The sequence below is a fragment of the Fibrivirga algicola genome, from assembly GCF_011742925.1.
Lineage (GTDB): Bacteria > Bacteroidota > Bacteroidia > Cytophagales > Spirosomataceae > Fibrella > Fibrella algicola.
In genome coordinates, this window is record NZ_WAEL01000007.1 from 159,594 (window position 1) to 176,997 (window position 17,404).

Annotated in this window: 17 protein-coding genes; 6 read left to right on the forward strand and 11 right to left on the reverse strand. The window is 54.1% G+C overall.

The window, feature by feature from the left end; all coding sequences use genetic code 11:
• Positions 1-40 precede the first annotated feature (40 nt).
• From F7231_RS18925 to F7231_RS18955, 7 genes are read right to left on the reverse strand one after another with little or no spacing between them, the layout of a single operon-like run.
• Positions 41-739: an SCO family protein gene (locus F7231_RS18925; protein WP_166693088.1), complete on the reverse strand. Its 699-nt coding sequence runs from the start codon at positions 737-739 to the stop codon at positions 41-43.
• On the reverse strand, positions 678-1,241 hold the full coding sequence (locus F7231_RS18930) for a toxin-antitoxin system YwqK family antitoxin (RefSeq protein WP_229370118.1): 564 nt from the start codon (positions 1,239-1,241) through the stop codon (positions 678-680). The genes F7231_RS18925 and F7231_RS18930 overlap by 62 nt, the downstream gene beginning before the upstream one ends.
• A 7-nt stretch (positions 1,242-1,248) precedes the next feature.
• A complete protein-coding gene (locus tag F7231_RS18935) occupies positions 1,249-2,052 on the reverse strand; it encodes a YHYH protein (protein WP_166693089.1) in 804 nt (267 codons plus the stop codon).
• Between the two features lie 43 nt (positions 2,053-2,095).
• Complete coding sequence (locus tag F7231_RS18940) at positions 2,096-2,689, reverse strand: periplasmic heavy metal sensor (protein WP_166693091.1); 594 nt, start codon at positions 2,687-2,689, stop codon at positions 2,096-2,098.
• Positions 2,668-2,991: a hypothetical protein gene (locus tag F7231_RS18945; RefSeq protein WP_166693093.1), complete on the reverse strand. Its 324-nt coding sequence runs from the start codon at positions 2,989-2,991 to the stop codon at positions 2,668-2,670. Before F7231_RS18945 ends, F7231_RS18940 begins: the two co-directional genes overlap by 22 nt.
• 30 nt (positions 2,992-3,021) lie before the next feature.
• A complete protein-coding gene (locus F7231_RS18950; RefSeq protein ID WP_166693095.1) occupies positions 3,022-3,612 on the reverse strand; it encodes an RNA polymerase sigma factor in 591 nt (196 codons plus the stop codon).
• An 8-nt stretch (positions 3,613-3,620) separates the two neighbouring features.
• Positions 3,621-4,571: a threonine ammonia-lyase gene (locus tag F7231_RS18955; protein ID WP_085414065.1), complete on the reverse strand. Its 951-nt coding sequence runs from the start codon at positions 4,569-4,571 to the stop codon at positions 3,621-3,623.
• Between the two features lie 103 nt (positions 4,572-4,674).
• On the opposite strand from F7231_RS18955, the gene zwf reads away from it, so the two are divergent.
• Positions 4,675-6,183, forward strand: a complete 1,509-nt coding sequence (gene zwf / locus F7231_RS18960) for a glucose-6-phosphate dehydrogenase (protein ID WP_166693096.1) — start codon at positions 4,675-4,677, stop codon at positions 6,181-6,183.
• Between the two features lie 108 nt (positions 6,184-6,291).
• Positions 6,292-7,005 carry a 6-phosphogluconolactonase gene (gene pgl, locus F7231_RS18965; RefSeq protein ID WP_166693098.1) on the forward strand — a complete coding sequence of 238 codons (714 nt, stop codon included), beginning with the start codon at positions 6,292-6,294 and terminating at the stop codon, positions 7,003-7,005.
• A 365-nt stretch (positions 7,006-7,370) separates the two neighbouring features.
• Here pgl and F7231_RS18970 read toward each other — a convergent pair whose 3' ends face one another.
• A complete protein-coding gene (locus F7231_RS18970; RefSeq protein ID WP_166693100.1) occupies positions 7,371-7,997 on the reverse strand; it encodes a CAP domain-containing protein in 627 nt (208 codons plus the stop codon).
• Positions 7,998-8,262: 265 nt separating this feature from the next.
• On the opposite strand from F7231_RS18970, the gene F7231_RS18975 reads away from it, so the two are divergent.
• Positions 8,263-9,642 (forward strand): M24 family metallopeptidase, encoded by a 1,380-nt coding sequence (locus F7231_RS18975; protein ID WP_166693102.1) that lies wholly within the window; start codon positions 8,263-8,265, stop codon positions 9,640-9,642.
• Positions 9,643-9,876: 234 nt separating this feature from the next.
• On the opposite strand, the gene F7231_RS18980 is transcribed toward F7231_RS18975, so the two are convergent.
• Positions 9,877-11,034, reverse strand: coding sequence for a serine hydrolase domain-containing protein (locus F7231_RS18980; RefSeq protein ID WP_166693104.1), 1,158 nt, complete (start codon positions 11,032-11,034; stop codon positions 9,877-9,879).
• A 279-nt stretch (positions 11,035-11,313) separates the two neighbouring features.
• Here F7231_RS18980 and fumC point away from each other — a divergent pair, with 279 nt between their 5' ends.
• From fumC to F7231_RS18995, 3 genes are all read left to right on the forward strand, one after another.
• Complete coding sequence (gene fumC / locus F7231_RS18985; RefSeq protein ID WP_166693106.1) at positions 11,314-12,714, forward strand: class II fumarate hydratase; 1,401 nt, start codon at positions 11,314-11,316, stop codon at positions 12,712-12,714.
• Positions 12,715-12,830: 116 nt separating this feature from the next.
• Positions 12,831-13,721, forward strand: coding sequence for a restriction endonuclease (locus tag F7231_RS18990; RefSeq protein ID WP_229370121.1), 891 nt, complete (start codon positions 12,831-12,833; stop codon positions 13,719-13,721).
• Positions 13,681-14,406: a class I SAM-dependent methyltransferase gene (locus F7231_RS18995; protein ID WP_166693110.1), complete on the forward strand. Its 726-nt coding sequence runs from the start codon at positions 13,681-13,683 to the stop codon at positions 14,404-14,406. The genes F7231_RS18990 and F7231_RS18995 overlap by 41 nt, the downstream gene beginning before the upstream one ends.
• A gap of 73 nt (positions 14,407-14,479) precedes the next feature.
• On the opposite strand, the gene F7231_RS19000 is transcribed toward F7231_RS18995, so the two are convergent.
• On the reverse strand, positions 14,480-14,986 hold the full coding sequence (locus F7231_RS19000; protein WP_166693112.1) for a hypothetical protein: 507 nt from the start codon (positions 14,984-14,986) through the stop codon (positions 14,480-14,482).
• 25 nt (positions 14,987-15,011) lie between these two features.
• Positions 15,012-17,402: a hypothetical protein gene (locus tag F7231_RS19005; protein WP_166693114.1), complete on the reverse strand. Its 2,391-nt coding sequence runs from the start codon at positions 17,400-17,402 to the stop codon at positions 15,012-15,014.
• Positions 17,403-17,404: the final 2 nt, after the last annotated feature.

The window sequence follows — 17,404 nt, forward strand, 5'->3', positions numbered from 1 at the left end:
CCAACCGGTACGCAGGCAACGCCTTTTTTATGTCGCAAGATCAACTGGACAGCAGGGCCCGCATGTCGGCAATCAGCTTGTCGAGCTCGATGGGTTGGGTGCCATTGTATACCCCCCGGATGCGGCGATTCTGATCAATGAGGATCAGGTGTTCAGTGTGTAGAAACTCGGTCGAATCGCGGGTAAAGCCAATGGCCTCTTCGGCAAAGTAAGACCGACGGGCAAGCGCGTAAATCTGCCCCTTGTTGCCGGTGAGCAACTGCCATTTGCCCGGCATGACACCGTTGCTCCTGGCATAGTGCTGTAAACGGGGCACCGAGTCGATCCAGGGCGTCACGCTGAATGATAGTAGCCTAACGTTGGGGTCGGTTTGAAAGGTATCCTGCACCGCCTTGAGCAGATTGGTCATTTTAGGGCAAACGGTAGGGCAGGAGGTAAAGAAGAAATTGGCGACGTATATCTTTCCCGCTACCGAGTCCTGCGTGATTACCTGACCAGCCTGATTCTGAAACGAGAAGTCGGCAACGTGGTGGGTAATCTGTTTGTCTATTTCTGTCGCACTACTGAGCCAGACCGGCGTAAAATCGGGTGTGTTGTAATAGGGCACTTCGTCGGCCATCGACGTACCTGTGCGCTGCCCACAAGCCAGCAGGAGTGCCCCGAAAAGCAGCAGCCCGCTAGTGCGAAACGCGGATAGAATCCCAGATAGTGGCGCAGTTTTTAACTCCTGTAAATCCATAGTTGCGGCCGTTGCGGGCTTCGTAATTGACTTTAAGTGTGCCATCGTTGAACCACTGGCGTTGCGGGCCGTTCTCTTGCCCGTTGTGGTAGGTGCCCGCCAGGGCAGGCTGGCCGTTTGCAAACCATTCGTTCCGGCGGCCTTCATACACATCCTGCACAAACTGATACACGAAGGCCCGTTTTCCCGACTCGTGCCAGCCCCGCTGCTCGCCTTCCTGCCAGCCGTTGTGGTACTGCCGTTCTTCTTTCAATTGGCCACTCGTGTACCAGTGCCGGTGGAGGCCCTCCGCTTTGCCTTCCAGGTACGTACCTGAAAAAAGGGTATCGCCCCCGGCGGTACACTCATACACCCGGCCGCTAAAGGGATGCTTGGCAAACCATAATTGCCCGTCGTGCCGTTGCCAGCCCGGTGCATCTGCCGAGACCGTGACATTTGGAATGACCGTTGTGCCCCGTTCGCTGGCCTGACAGCCGCCTAACGCAACGACGATTGCCAGCATGCTGAACCTACTGCGTAATGGTGCCCGCTTTGCCATAGTAGCCACTGCCATTCAGATAAGGGTCTTCGGCGGTGATGTGGTAGTGATAAATGCCGTTTGGGTAGTCGGCGGTAGTGCCAACGTGGCCGTGGTATTTATCCAGATCGGTGTTGGTGATGGCTTTTCCGTTCTCGGTTGGGCCATACACCGGGAAGCCATCGAGCAGAAAGCCCAGCAATGCTTCTTTCCCCTTGGTTTTGGTTAGGTACGTTGGCTCTACATGATAGTGGTACTGTCCCTGCTGCTGGGGGTGGCCTGCATACTGATCGAACCCGTTTACTTCGTTGGTCAGCGGAGCACGCTGTGCGGCATACTGGTTGAAAAACGGCACGCCATTGAGCGATACCCCGATGGGGCCAAGGGGCGTTTCAGCATGGGCTGCATCAACGGTGGGAGTAGCGGGCAGTTTGAACGTCAGGTTGAACTCACTGATCCGGTTCGGGTTGATGGCGTATTTCGTATTGGTTCCGTTATAGGCTTCGTACAGGCTGCTCTCCCATTGTGTGCCCTGGTAATAGGGGCTCTTGTGATCTGGCCGACCCTTGGTTTTGATCACCACATTGGTGCCCTCCATGTAGATTTCGGTGGCTCCGTATAACTTTTTATAGACATCCGGCACCCCCGTTCCCACGGTTGTCGTTGTGCTCGTTGTACCGGTTGTCGTGGGCGTAACAGCGCCTGTGACACTAGTTTGCTTACAGGCAGCAACTGTGAGCAAACCTGCCGTAAGGGCGAGGCCACCAAAGGCAGTAATGAATTGGATTCGGTTCATTAGTAAGGGTGTGGTTTATGGTTGAGGTCGATACTGCAATTACTTATGGGCGTTGTGGAGCGCCCTGAGGAGGTGGCCCTTCGGGGCGTCCTTCTGGTGGGCCGTCCATACCACTTGGGGGAGGTGGCGGCCCTTCACCCGGCGGGCCAGTATGGCGCCCTTGTCCGGGACGTTGTTGCCGACCAAAGAGCTGGCTTAATTCACTCACTAACCGCTTAAAACTAGCTTGCTGGTCGGGACGGCACAGGGCTTTTATCTTCTGAAAATGGGTGAAGTTGAGCCGCGCCTGCCCAACCTGATTCTGACCGATCTGATCGCTGAGCTCGCTGGCCCGGGCTGAGTCGGGTTCGTCAGCTTCCACTAATTTGTAGTAGTCCTGAAACAACGTTATCGATTGCTCATTGAGCCGCCTGGTCTGCTGCTGGTGCGTAGCAACGAGTTGCAGGTACTGTTGTTTCTGCAATGAATCGAAGGCCAGCCGCTCGATAATTACCTGGGCGGGCCCTTCGCCACGCGGCGGCCCGGACTGCATTGGTCGGTTGGGTCTGTCAGGTCTGATAAGCAGAAAACCAATTGTCAGGAAGTTGAGCAGCAGGAGGCCAATCACCGCGATGGTTAATAGTTTTGTCCGCTCCATACAGCATACAATTGGTGGGTAGATGGGTACAGGTGCATGTCGGTTACAACGGTATGTAAGTCTGCACTGGTTGGACTGGTAGTACCTGACACGCGCTGAAGGAGCTGCCAGTTGAGCACCGCCAATAAGGCAAACGACGCAGTAGCCAGCCAAACCAACCGCGTGGGAACGTACCCCGACGAAGGGGCATCGGTCAGCTTGTTGCGAATTTTGGCGAACAGGAAGGGGCTGGGCTCAGCCCGGCTCAGCCCATCGAGGCTGCCCAATACGTCGTTGATCCATGTATCTTTTCCGGGTTCCATATGCAGTTAGACGCTAGTCAGTTTTGATTCCTACGGCCTGGCTGATTTATACCAGCTGCCCAGTTGTTTTTTCAGGTTATCGGTAGCCCGTTGAAGGAGCGACTCTACCGCCCCCACGCTGATGGCCATAATGGCTGCCGTCTCCACATTGCTTAGCCCCTCAACACGGGTAAGAATGTAGGCGGTTTTTTGCTTCTCGGCAAGCTTGTCGATGGCTCGGGAGAGGATCGAGGCGTTCTCCTGGTTTTCGAGTAGCAGGCCGGGATGCACCGGGTCGGTGGGGTCGTGCTCAATGGCACCCGTTTGCAGATTGAACAGGCTGGTCAGAAAGGCGAATCGTTTCTGCCGCTGCGTATGCCTCAGGAAGTCGAGCGATTTATTGACGGTAATGCGGTAGAGCCAGGTCGTGACAGTGGCTTCCCGGTTAAACGTACCCAGCGAACGATACAGCTCTACGTAAACGTCCTGCGTGATCTCTTCGGCGTCTTCCCGGTTGCGCACATAACCGAGGGCCGTATTATACACCCGCCCCTTGGTGCGTTCGTAGAATTGCCTGAACGCGTTCTCGTCTCCCTGACCAATGGCGCTGAGCAGCAGTAGTAAATCCGGTAGGTCGGGCATTGAGGGGGTTAGTCAGCGAAATACTTCCCCAAATCTACGTTGCCGCCCGTTAGAATAATACCGATTGTTTGTCCGGAAAAATCAGCTTTATACTTAAGTACAACAGCCAGCGGCACGGCGCAGGACGGCTCGATCAGAATCTTCATGCGTTCCCAGACTAGTCGTTGCGCTGCGCGGATTTCGGTGTCGTTTACCAGTCGGATATCGCTCACATGCTGCCGGATGATCGCCAGGGTACGCTCGCTTAGACTGGTCATCAGCCCGTCGGCAATGGTGTTGATGTACGGTGCCTGCTCGACCCGGCCACTTTTGAACGACAGCACGGCGTCGGCGGCGCCCTCGGGTTCACCGGCGATGACCCGGGTCTGCGACGACAGGTAATGCACGGCCAGCGCGGTACCGCTGAGCAGCCCGCCTCCCCCAACCGGAGCCATGATAACGTCGAACGGGCGACCTGTCGGGTTGTCTTCCATCAACTCAATAGCGGCGGTACTCTGGCCGGCAATGACCCGGTCATCGTCGAACGGATGAATGAGCGTGGCCTGGGTACGTTGCATGACCTCGATCACCCCGGCTTCGCGCGCCGCTAAATTTGGTTCACAGTCAATCACCTCCGCGCCATAGCCTCGAACGGCCTCTTTCTTCACCTGGGGTGCGGTACGGGGCATGACAATATAGGCCGGAATCCGGAGCTGCCGGGCGGCATAGGCCAGGGCCTGAGCGTGGTTGCCCGACGAGTGGGTAGTGACCCCATACTGGCGCTCAGCCTCTGTCAGTTGCAGGGCCGCATTCATGCCACCACGTGCTTTAAAAGCGCCAATTTTCTGAAAGTTTTCGCACTTGAAAACCAGCGTTGCTCCAGCCATACCGTCGATAGTCTGGTTGGTGAGGCAGGGCGTACGGTGGATATATGGACGGATGCGATCGTGAGCGTCGCGGAGGGTTTGGAGGGAGAGCATTAGGGCACCGGGTTGTGTTTCCGGCCCAAATCTAACAAATTGCCCCCCGGTTAGCGTTTAAGGACTATGTATTTGGCCTGAAACGCCGCTTTACTATACAACCATGACATCTACTGTAACCCCTACGCGGCCACCGGCAACGTTACTTTTTATTTTTGGCGGCAGCGGCGATCTAAATTTTCGCAAACTCACGCCTGCTCTTTACAACCTGTTTCTTGATGGGTATCTGCCCGAAAAATTCGAGGTTGTTGGTATCGGACGGAGTACGTATACAGACGATAGTTTTCGGGAGCGCCTGCTCGAAGGGATAGAGTCTTTCTCGAGACGGAAAAACGGACCTGATAATCTCTGGGCCACCTTCTCGCCCAACATTAGTTACCTACAGATGGATGGCGGTGATGCTGCGTCTTATCACCTGATTGGCGACCGGGTACGCGAGCGGGAAGCCGAATGGGGTGGTCCGGCCAACATCATCTTTTACATGTCGGTGGCTCCGCAACTGGTGCCGGGCATTGCTACCAACCTCAGTCAGCTTGATTTCTGCGGCGACAAGAACCGGGTACGTATCGTTGTTGAGAAGCCGTTTGGGCATGACCTGAACAGCGCCCGTGAATTGAACGCGCTGCTGCTGAGCCGTTTTGCTGAAGAGCAGATCTACCGGATCGATCACTACCTGGGCAAAGAAACGGTGCAGAACCTGCTGGCCCTTCGGTTTGCCAATACCCTATTTGAGCCAATCTGGAATCATAATTACGTCGAGTCCATCCAGCTTACAGCTGCCGAAACGGTGGGGCTGGAAGGTCGGGGCGGCTACTATGAGCAGTCGGGAGCCCTACGCGACATGATTCAGAACCACCTGCTACAACTGCTGTGTATGGTGGCGATGGAACCACCTACTTCGTTTGAAGCCGACGAGATTCGGAACAAGAAAGTGGATGTGTTACTGGCTATGCGCCGGATTGCACCCGACCAGGTCGATCAGGTAGCGGTTCGGGGGCAGTACGGAGCCGGGGAAAAAGACGGGAAAGCCACGCCGGCTTACCGTCAGGAAGAGGGGGTAAACCCGGAGTCGATGACCGAAACCTACGCGGCAGTCACCTTCTTCTGTGACAACTGGCGCTGGGAGGGAACGCCTTTCTACGTTCGTACCGGTAAACACCTGGCCGAGAAATCATCGGTGATTACGGTGCAGTTCCGGCCCGCGCCGCACTATGCCTTTCCGAAGGGAGCTACCGAATCGTGGCAGCACAACTGTCTCATCATCAGCATTCAGCCGGATATGAACATTCGACTGCGCTTCCAGGCAAAACGCCCCGGCCAGACGCTCGCGATCGATCCGGTCGAGATGGAGTTTAATTACAACACCTCGTTTGCCGAACAGCAGCCCGAAGCGTACGAAACATTGCTGCTCGACGTGATGGCGGGTGATCCAACCCTGTTTATGCGGGCCGATCAGGTCGATGAGGCGTGGCAGATCGTGATGCCTATTCTCGACAAATGGGCTGCCGATTCAAACCCGGCGTCGATGCCGACCTACGTACCTGGCTCGTGGGGCCCGGACGAAGCAACGGCCATGATCGAAAAAGCAGGTTTTAGCTGGTTAAATGAGTAACAGTTAGTTTGACGTTTGTGTGTTAGTGTTTGACGTTGCTCCGCTTATGGGGCGTAGTTGTCGTCAGCAGCGCAACGTCAAACAGTAACCCACAACTATCAAACTGGTATGACCATCACAGATACCCCCGCCGAGCTGGCCCGGCAGGCCGCCGACTGGATTGCCACCTACGCCGAATCGGTATTGCAGCAACGCGACCGGTTTACCATTGCCCTGTCGGGTGGAAGTACGCCGAAAGCCCTCCACGAATTACTGGCTCAATCGCCGCTCCGGGAACGGATCGACTGGAGCCGGGTGCACATCTTCTGGGGCGACGAGCGGTTTGTGCCGTTGACCGACGAGAAAAACAACGCCCGAATGGCCTACGATACGTTGCTTGACCACGTACCGGTGCCTGCCGCCCAGATTCACATCATGCAGACCGACATAGACCCCGACGCATCAATGGCGGCCTATGACCAGGTGCTGCACCAGTACTTCGACGGCCATGATCATACCTTCGATCTCGTACTGCTGGGTATGGGCGACGATGGACATACGCTCTCACTGTTTCCCGGAACCGACGTTGTAAATGAAGATAAGAAATGGACCAGCGCTTTCTTTCTGACACAGCAGGATATGTTCCGGCTAACGTTAACGGCTCCGGTCGTGAACAAGGCAGCGGCGGTGGTATTTCTGGTGGCGGGCGCCAACAAGGCAGACGCGCTCTATGAGGTACTGCACGGCCCCTATCAGCCCGACAAATACCCGTCGCAGCGCATCAAGCCCGAAAACGGCGACCTGATCTGGTTTGTCGATAAAGCCGCAGCGGCCAAACTGTGAGCGATTCAACACAGAACGGTCCAACGTTTCGGTAGAGGCAACAACGTCGTACAAACAGGTGTCTGACCATTGAAGTTACAGACGTTAGCCCGTGATACATTGCCGCTCAACGTGTAGTGCCCTCTCCTGCAATTCTATCTAGGGACCATCAATCGAAGAGTTGTTACCTCGTCATAGACCAAGCCCCCGTTAGGGACGACATAGGATTAAGGCTTCATAATCCTATGTCGTCCCTGACGGGGCTTGATTTGTAATGGTCATGCTAAGCACGCTATTAACAGGCTGCCTCCGACGGGGAGAGACATGAGTGTCAACCAGTGGAGTCGAAACGCTGTGTTTTCTGCGGCGCTGCGTTGAAATCCTGTTTACCGTTGGGTGCCGAAATCAGTGACCCAGTAGTACTTGTACGTACTGGTGGCGCTATAGGCGTAGCCAACGCCTACCTCTTTAAAAGATGGATTCATGATATTAGCACAGTGACCAGGCGATTTCAGCCAGCCATCTACGACGGCCCGGGCGGTTGTATAACCGGCAGCAATGTTCTCGCCTGCCGTACGCCAGATATATCCTTCACGCGTCATCCGATCCCAGGGTTGCGAACCGTCGCGGCCGGTATGGCTGAAGTAGTTATAGGTGGCCATATCGAGCGCGAACTTGTCAGACGCCGCGTTCAGCTTCGTGTTGAGGGCCAGCGCAGGGGCTGGGGCGTAGGTGGTGCTACCACACAGGCATGACTTTGACCGGGCGGCGTTTAGGTAGGTCAAAATTTCCTGTTGCAGAGCTTCCGATGCGGCACGGGCACCAGATGGCTTCACCTCGATCAACCCCGTTACAACGCCAGACGAAGTAGCCGTTGCTTTTTCGCTGGTGATACTTGTAGACGACGTAGCTACAGGCGTTTGCTCCTGGGCAGGATTCAACACGTTATCCGACTGGCAGGCGGCCAAACCAAACAGGGCGATCAGCAACCCCAAACCATACGACTTTTTCATGTATAAATGTTTATGTGTTCGATCGTAAAACGCTCAACAATGATGCCTGGTATCCGGCCGTTTGCTCGTACTCGTTAGTAATCGACTTAAGTAGATCTGTATAATATTGAGAACGAGTTGCCTACATGCGTATTAAATTTTATGCAGAAATTTTCAGGTTACTTCTAAGTAGGTGATTAGTTAATAACCGCGTTGGATTAGGCGCAGCGTATGGTGGAGCAACTCACGGTTACTATATTGCCTGCACGTACTTCCCTCAATTTGTATGCGCTCAGCTGTACTGTTCCTTATCTGTTTTTTTACACTTCAATCGCTACATGCCCAGTCGGTTGGCTCACCTGCTGCCTCGCTGATTCTTTCAGAGCGGGAGCGGGCCCGCATTGTCGACGACGTACTGGAAGACCGGTTTACGAACCTGCTGCCGAAACTAATGCGCCGTGAGGGCATCGACATGTGGGTGATCATTTCGCGCGAATACAACGAAGACCCCGTTCTGAAAACGATGCTGCCCTCGACCTGGCTCTCGGCCCGTCGGCGCACGATCATGGTCTTCTTCGACAAAGGCGAAAAGGAAGGCCAGTCCGATGGTGGGGTTGAGAAACTGGCTATCGCCCGTTACGATGTAGGTACGTTGCTCAAAGGCGCGTGGGACATCGACGTGCGCCCCAATCAGTGGGAGGCGCTTGCGGCTATAATTGCCGAGCGGAAACCAAAGAAAATTGGCCTGAACCGGTCGGCCAACTACGCCCACGCCGACGGCCTGACGGCTACCGAGCAGGGCGAATTCCTGGAAAAACTACCTGCCGAGTACCAGAAACGCATTGTATCGGCCGAGAAACTGGCCGTAGGCTGGCTGGAAACACGTACCCAGAAAGAAATGGCCCTGTACCCAATGATCTGCCGGCTATCGCACCAGATTATCCAGGAAGGGCTCTCAGAGCAGGTGATTCAGCCGGGCGTAACCACGACCGATGATGTGGTCTGGTGGTTCCGGCAGCGGATAACCAACCTGGGTCTGGATACCTGGTTTCACCCGACCGTCGATGTGCAGCGGGCCGACAGCAACGACTTCAACCACCTGCGCACGTTCTCGAAACGGCCCGACAAAGAAGTGATTCAGGCGGGCGATCTGCTCCACGTCGATTTTGGCATCACGTACCTGCGGCTCAACACCGATCAGCAGCAACACGCCTATGTGTTGCGCCCCGGCGAAACCAGTGTTCCCGAGAGCATTCGGAAAGCGTTTATGCAGGGCAATCGGCTGCAGGATATTCTGACGGAGCAGTTTGTGGCGGGTAAATCGGGCAATCAGCTGTTGCTGGCCGCGCTGGATCAGGCGGCGAAGGAAGGCATTAAAGGCACCATTTACTCGCACCCGATTGGTGTGCATGGCCACGCCGCCGGGCCAACCATTGGCCTGTGGGATCAGCAGAAGGGTGTACCCGGCTCGGGCGACTACCCGTTGCAGGCCAACACCGCCTACTCCATTGAGCTAAACGCCGCCGTTGACATTCCCGAGTGGAAGAAGATGGTGCGCATCATGCTCGAAGAAGATGGCTTTTTCGACGGTACCAAATTCCGCTACATCGACGGCCGCCAGACCGAGATATACACCATCCCCCGCACACTTGGGTACGTTCGGTAGGGGTTACTTCAGGCGTGGATCGAATGGGTGCGGCTCAATACTGACTGATTCCAGCGTCTTATGGTCAAGATGAAGCGGATTTAGCAAGTAATTGAATTCGGTGGGGGATTGAGTAGAAGGGTTATTCTCTCACATCTGAGAGGCTTGGACATGTAGCTTCTCCTTTGGTATATACGTTATCAAAGAAAGGCCAGAGCGATTCACCCTGGCCTTTCTGAATACAATTGATTCAACTTATTTCTTTTTGTACCACTCGTCAAACGAGTTGATTATATCGGAGAAGATGTTTCCGGATTTATAATCAGAATTGACCAGAACAGCCATGTGTACGTTATTCTCAAATCCGAATATCCAGGCACTGACTTCTCCGGGATTGTTACCGGCTGGATATCCCCCATTTTTAAAATAATACTTTACGCCACTGTTAGTCTGCATATTACAACCGTCATAGCCTAAGGAATCCGTGCGCATTGCCTTTGCCGCCGTTGTAGGCACAATTTTGCTCGTTGTGTTGAGTGTGTTTAGGAGAGCCGCCATTTGCAGGCCCGACATGTTCCAGCCGCGCTCGGCATTTGTGAAGGTCATATCGCCCCAGGCCGTACCATTGCCGTTTGGAGCTGCCCATTTATAACAAAGTGCCGGATTTGTATCAGTCGGTTTGCAGGCCATATTTGGAGCAATACCTACTTTATCAAACACGCTCTCCTGGCAGTTTGCGATATACGCATAGGTGTACTGTTCGGCCTGCGTGGTTTCGGTGAAACTAAGTTGAGCCGCTGTTGCATTGGTAGGTACCGGTGTGATACTCGCGCCTGAGAGCTTGGCAATCAGGAACCGCATCAGTGCGTAGTTCGAATTATTGTACAGATAAGGCTTATTCACGCTGGCACCATTCGCAACAAGCTTTTTGAGGTTAGCGTAGTCAGAGCCGTAATGGGTTAGGAAACCGCTTTTGTGCGTGAACAATTGACGGAAAGATAATGCCTTAACAGAGGCCGGAATGCTCCAGTGCGAGGGCAGGTAGCTCCAGAATTTATCATCAACATCAATTTTATTGTCTGTCAGTAGCTTCATGAGCGCTGCGGCCGTCACGGTTTTACTAACACTGGCGACGTTGATCTTGTCACCGATGCTCATTGTGCGAGCCGGAGCGTCTTGACTCATACGTGCCGAGCCACCTGCACGCGATGCTTTTAAACTGCCATCCGCGTAAATGACAATTTGGTAGCCTTTCACGTTGTCTTTGATTTTAGCTTCGATTGACTTTGCTAAATCGTCTACGTCAAGTGTTGTTCCGTTTGGCCCAACGTCGGCCTGTGGGGTACAGGCACTAATACCGGTGATGATAGAAATAGTAAGGGCGGATAGGAAAATAGAGCGGTGTGTGATCATTGTTTTGTCTGGTTTAGGAAGACATTGCAAAGCTAATTCGCCACTCTGAGGCCCGACAAGCGGGGAAATACCGCTTCTACTACGCGATTCGTTACGTAGTTTCCTCATCTGATCCAAAGTACATAAGTACGCAGAAGTCGCTCTAAAGCTGATGAATGACATGGCGAAATACGAGTCCGGCTCTACCTTTGCGGCGCATAAAGCGTGAAAGAACGACAGTGTTCTACATAGTCGTTGTCTGTCGCTCTTTCACGCATTCACTCTTTCACCCGTTAGTAAATGGAGTTCCGGATAGAAAAAGACACAATGGGGCAGGTACAGGTACCCGCCAATGTGTATTGGGGCGCGCAAACGCAGCGTTCAATCGAAAACTTTAAAATCGCTCAGGACATCAACCGTATGCCCCGTGAGATTATCCGGGCGTTTGCCGTGCTGAAAAAAGCCGCCGCCCTGACCAATCTGGATGCGGGTGTACTGCCACAGGAGAAAAGTGACCTCATTGGCCGTGTATGCGATGAGATTCTGGCCGGTGAACTGGCCGATCAGTTTCCGCTCGTGGTATGGCAAACCGGTTCAGGCACGCAGAGCAACATGAACGTAAACGAAGTTGTCGCCTACCGCGCTCACGTGCTCAATGGCGGCTCGCTGCTAGACGAGAAGAAGGCGATTCATCCGAACGACGACGTCAACAAGTCGCAGAGCAGCAACGATACGTTCCCCACGGCCATGCACATCGCCGCCTATCAGGCACTGGTGGAGGTGACCATTCCGGGTATCAAAAAACTACGCGATACGCTCGACGCCAAAGCAAAGGAGTTTATGCACGTGGTGAAAATTGGACGTACCCACTTCATGGACGCTACCCCGCTGACGGTAGGGCAGGAGTTCTCTGGGTACGTGTCGCAACTCGATCACGGCCTGCGGGCGATCAACAATTCGCTGGCGCACCTGAGCGAACTGGCCCTCGGCGGAACGGCCGTAGGAACCGGCATCAACACGCCCCCGAACTATTCAGAGAACGTAGCGAAGCACATTGCCAGCCTGACCGGCCTGCCTTTCGTGACGGCCGAAAACAAGTTTGAAGCCCTGGCCGCGCATGATGCTATTGTGGAAGCGCATGGCGCACTGAAGACCGTTGCTGCCAGCCTGATGAAGATCGGTAACGACGTGCGTATGCTGTCGAGCGGACCGCGCGCGGGCATTGGCGAACTGTTCATCCCTGACAATGAGCCGGGCAGCAGCATCATGCCGGGCAAGGTGAACCCAACGCAGTGCGAGGCCATGACGATGGTGGCGGCGCAGGTAATGGGCAACGACGTAGCGATCAATATCGGCGGCATGAACGGCCATTTCGAGCTGAACGTATTCAAGCCGGTAATGATCTACAACTTCCTCCACTCGGCCCGCCTGATCGGCGACGTATGCGTGTCGTTCAACGACAAGTGCGCTGAAGGTATTCGCCCAATTGAAGCGAACATCGAGAAGCACGTGCAGAATTCGCTGATGCTGGTGACGGCCTTGAACACGAAGATCGGCTATTACAAAGCCGCCGAAATTGCCCAGACCGCCCACAAAAACGGCTCAACGCTGAAAGAAACTGCCGTAGCGCTCGGCTACCTGACCCCGGACGAATTCGATCAGTGGGTAGTACCCGGCGATATGGTCGGCGAGGTGAAGTAAGTTACCTTTTATTGCTATTTTGCATGGAAATCGGATGGCGTCAACGTCATCCGATTTTTTGTTGCCCACATTATATATGTCAACCGAAGATGCCAATACCTGATTATCAAACACTCATGCTACCTCTCCTAAAACACGTTTCTGATGGGAGAGAGTGTAAACTTAATGATACGGTTGAGGCTCTAGGGGGCCAGTTTAGGCTAACGGAAGAGGAGAAAAGCGAGTTACTGCCAAGTGGACAAACGTTTGTATTTGGAAGTAGGGTAGGTTGGGCAAGGACATATTTAAAAAAAGCCGGACTACTTGATTCGCCAAAACGGGCAACTATCGTGATTACCGATAGGGGGCTTTCAGTTTTAAATCAGCAGCCGCCTAAAATTGATAATAGACTTTTGCGACAGTTTCCCGAGTTTGTGGAGTTCCAAACGCCAAAAAGATCAGATAGCGGAAACGATGTTTTAATTGCTGGTGACGAAACTGCGGCACAAACGCCTGAAGAAACTCTTGAAAATTCATATCAAAGTATTCGTAAGACCCTAGCTCAGGACTTGTTGAATAAAGTCGTTTCTCTTACCCCTGCTTTCTTTGAACGGTTGGTTGTAGAACTGCTGGTGAAAATGGGTTATGGAGGGTCGATCAAAGACGCGGGAAAAGCGATTGGTAAAAGTGGCGATGAGGGAATAGACGGGACAATTAAGGAAGATAAGCTAGGTCTTGATATCATTTATATTCAGGCCAAGAAGTGGGCACCCGGCAATGTTGTCGGTAGGCCCGAACTTCACAAATTTGTGGGAGCGCTGGCTGGTCAGGGAGCAAAAAAAGGCGTGTTTATCACCACGTCGAGCTTCACTCGGGAAGCGTCGGAGTACGTACCCAGAAATGAGACGAAAATTGTATTGATCGATGGTGAGCAGTTGGCTCAGTTAATGATCGACTATAATCTGGGCGTTACTGTCCAGCAGACGTATGAAATCAAACGCATGGATAATGACTACTTTGGGGAATAAACTAATTCCCGCTTCAAGAGCTATTTATTGGGTGTTGGGGTTGCTTTTGCTTGGTTCGCCGCCAGTGGAAGCCCAGAAAGAGAGTACGTTTGGAATGAGTGCAGTTATACACTCAAAACCGAGTTTTGAAGCTGGAATTGCTTTTTATAAGTCGCTTTATGGGTTTGAGAAAGGGGAGAAGATTGCCTCCGTCGGAGCGGGGAGAGGACTACGGGAAGTCGTGTACTCCATGATGGCGGATAGCCTCACCCTGTACATTCAGGATATTAACCAAGCGGCCCTCGATCCTGAATTAGTCACTGAATACGCTGCACTAGTCTATGAAAAAGCCGAACTTCCGGTCACCGCATCTTTCCATTTAGTCAAGGGTACAGTAGAAAAAACAAACCTCCCCAAGTCTACGTTCGACAAAGTTCTGCTGGAGCATAGTTTGCACGAGTTTACTCAACAGGAAAAAATGCTGCTGGACATACGAAAGACGATGAAGCCCGGCGGGAAACTCTTTGTCTGGGAACTGATGGCCAAAAGGCCGGGTCGTAAACACCGGTACTGCAAGAAGCAGATGATTACCGAACCGGAATTACTGGCGTTAACCGCCAAAACAGGCTTTACCTTCGTCAAGTCCGTTCGCGTATTTTCTGACGTCCGTAACGGTCGATTATACTCGTTCGCGTTGGCAGAATAGCCTTGGGTGACACTTCAGGCACACGGTATCGCTTCGTTTGCTATACCGGACAACGGCTTGGTAAGTTAGGCAATCAATGAGTCCAGCGAAGGCCGGTTATGTTGAACTGAACCGGTGGGAATGGTTGGTTGGCCAGCGTAAACTGAACCGTCATTGATTTGGCGGCTTTTAGTTGACTGATAAACTGCCTGGCATTATCGACAAACACCAGGTTGCCCGTACCGTTGGCGGCGGGCGTCAACACATACGTCTTGTTACTTCCCGACCCAAAGCGGACTTTGGCATCGCCTCCCTGATAGCTTTTGGTCAGCAACCCATTCGTTACCGAGAAATAGGCGGTTGAAGGGCTACCTGTTTTGGCGCGAATGGTCAGTGTCACCGTCGAACCACCTTTGGCTGGGTACGGGAGCTGAATCTGATTTGTAGACGCCAGACTGGCCTTGTGCGTTGCACCGGCCAACTGCTCGTACTGCCAGCCCACTGCCAGACCAGACTTGCCGTTGCCAGTTGTTGTACCGGAAACAGGAGACTGGCTAGTGGGGGCCACAAGAAGGGAGAAAAACCAGAGGGCAAGAATCATGACGATATAATTGACGTAGATCAGTTTATTTAACGGCTCCCAGCACCGAAATGGTTTGCTGCGTGGTGCTAAAACGCCCGTCGGGTGTAAGGGCATGTACAACAATCAGATAGCGCCCTTCCTGATCGGAGGTGAAAAAGTTGAGGCTGGTTTTTCCCTGTGCACTGGTCATGACCGCCGGATTCCAGTACAGCAGGTTCCGGAAATCGGGGAGGCGTCTGGCAGTTTGTTCAGGCGTAGCGTAGCTGGGGGCGTAAAACTCCCGCCGACTTTGCAGCCCGTCGTACTCCAGCACCACTGCCCGTGGATCGAGCTGGAAGCCGGCCAGATCTCCCTTGTAAGTCTTGAAGCTGACGATTCCTTCCTGCTTTGAATTGCCCAGCATGTAGCGCCGCGTTACCACGTCGAGCGATTTTATTTTCAGTGGGCTGAAGGCCATCAACCGGTCAGTATCGTAGATGGGAACTCCATCGAGCAGCATCAACGGGTCTTCCTCGAATATCATCCGGTAGGGCAGGTTGCTCACCCGTAACTCAAAATGACCATTTCTTCGCCGGACATACACGCCGGGTACGTATTCGCTCAGGACCTCTTCCAGCACCGTAAACCGCGTGTACGTGTCGAGCAGGTACCGTTCGTCAGGGGTGCCATAGTAGGTCGTGCTGTCGGTGGAGGCTAGGCGGGTCGGGTTGAGGTAGGCATTGTAGTAACTGTTCTGAACCTGCATGGCCAGACTACGGGCCTGCACCGATTCGGCCACGGTAGTAGCCAGAGTCAGCGGCGGTAACTGAATGGCTGCGCCCGTTTCTGTATACGGATTCAGGAATTCGACCCGGTGCAGGCTGTCACCGCCGGCGGTTTGCAGAACAAGGTCGCTGGTACCCACATAATTGGCTAACTCGAAGCGGATCATTCCGTTGGCGTCGCTTTCGGCACTATAGAGCCGGATGGCTTTACCGGGGATGGCCAGGTACGTGAGTATACCACCCGCTACAGCTCCCGTTTTGACATCAGTGACCCGACCAAGTACTACGTGACCACGGTGTTCAGGTGCCTGATACTTGTTGGGCGCTTTGGGGTTCAGCACATCATCCCAGTTGAATCGCCGCCAACCGTGAGTCAGCAGCAGATTGTCGAGCGCGGCGTCGGCTTCGGGCCCGGTCTGGCGCAGGTAAAATTCCGGCGACTCGATGGTGCCGCGCAGGTCGGAGGTGAGCCACAGATAATCGGGCAGCGACAGGCTTTCAGCAGCCTGGAGGGAATCGATCTTATACACCGACACCGAAGCGTCGGCCACCAGCGCCGAACCCTCAACGCTATTGGCTGTCAGATCGAGCTGCACCCTGTCGCGGGTGGCGTACTGGGTTTTATTGGGAGTCAGTTGCAGCGACAGGGTAGCCTTCGGGCGTTTCCCGTACAGCCGTTCGCAAACGGCTTGTCCAGCCGCATCGAAAATGGTCAGGTGCGAAATACCGTCACCCAGACTGCTTTTAGGCACGATAAACTGGGTCTTGTTGTCGGCAAGGCGCTGCCCGTCAGCCACTTTTACAACCTGCCGGGTGTGGCCAATCAGGTAGACGGTCGTGGCGCCGGGCTTGTTGGTCTGCACGGTGACGCGCAGGGTACCGTCGCCCGCGTCAGTAGTCAGCATGGTATAACCGACTTCATCAACGGCTGGTAATGGCCGCGAACTGGTCCGTCCTTTCGCGTCGGTCAGCACCACGCGGTACCGGGCGTTGCGGGTGGGTGTAAACGTGAACGTACCCATACCAAACCTGAGCGATCTGAACCGGACGAGTGTGTCGTTGGCGGATCCGAGCAACGCACCCCGGCAGTCGACGCCCCGGCCACTTGTCCGGTCCACCACCTTGAAGGCCACCTTAGCGGGCAATCCATCGACCAGGTGGCCACCCTCGGGGAAGAACTGAGCATCGTACGTCAGCGAGTCGACGGGCTGGGGCAGGCCAAGCCGCCGAAACGGATTCACGATCGTAACCGCCTTCTCGAACAGGAAATCAGGGCTGGTCGTTTTCATCCACTGCGTGTAAGCCCGCAGAGCGTAGTTGCCCGACAGCAGGCTGGTTGGTAGCAGAATAGAGCCCATGCCCCGGCTACTATCAAGGGCCACTTTTGTTTGCACCACGGCTTTCTGGTCTTTGTCGAGCAATTCCAGGTACGCCACCTTGCTCACATCGAGTGGCCGGTGCTGGGTGCCGTCGACGCAGAAGAGTCGAAACCACAGCCGCTCACCCGACACATAAAAGGACCGGTCTGTGTGCACGAATAATTTTTCCTGGAGTGACCGGGTCTGGTGCAGATCGAACCGCTTTTGCAGTTGCGCCAGCACGGGCTGTTGTGCCCTGGCCCACTGGGCAGTAAGCAGGAGTAGCCAACTCCATCGCATGGCGTGTTTCATAG